This is a genomic window from Massilia sp. CT11-108, assembly GCF_047302915.1.
In the GTDB taxonomy this organism is placed as follows: Bacteria; Pseudomonadota; Gammaproteobacteria; order Burkholderiales; family Burkholderiaceae_D; genus Telluria; species Telluria orientalis.
This window is the reverse complement of the sequence record NZ_JBKYMO010001436.1, coordinates 1-297: the sequence shown is the minus strand read 5'-3', so window position 1 is coordinate 297 and position 297 is coordinate 1. Positions and strand designations below refer to the sequence as shown.

The 297-nt window shown below is 72.4% G+C and carries 1 pseudogene; it reads left to right on the top strand.

Annotated features, from left to right (window positions below):
* A pseudogene (locus ACEN88_RS35160) lies at positions 1 to 297 on the top strand (hypothetical protein); the annotation flags it as partial.

Below are 297 nucleotides of genomic sequence, written 5' to 3'. Positions count from 1 at the left end.
GGCCGAGGCGGCGCTGCTGGCCGACGCGCCGACCGAGATCCAGGAAGCGATCCGCGCCGTCAACCGCAGCGCGGCGAGCCTGCGCGACCAGTTCGGCCAGCGCATCGACTCGCTGATGAACTCCCTCATGCAGCACAAGAGCGCGATGGACCAGGCCGCGATCGTGTGCGAGGCCGACGCGGCCGGCGTGATCACCGGCGTCAACGACCTGTTCGTGACGAGCAGCGGCTTCACCCGCCCCGAGGTCGTGGGGCAGCGCCTGGGCGACGTGGGCCGCCCGGCAGGCGCCACTGGTAC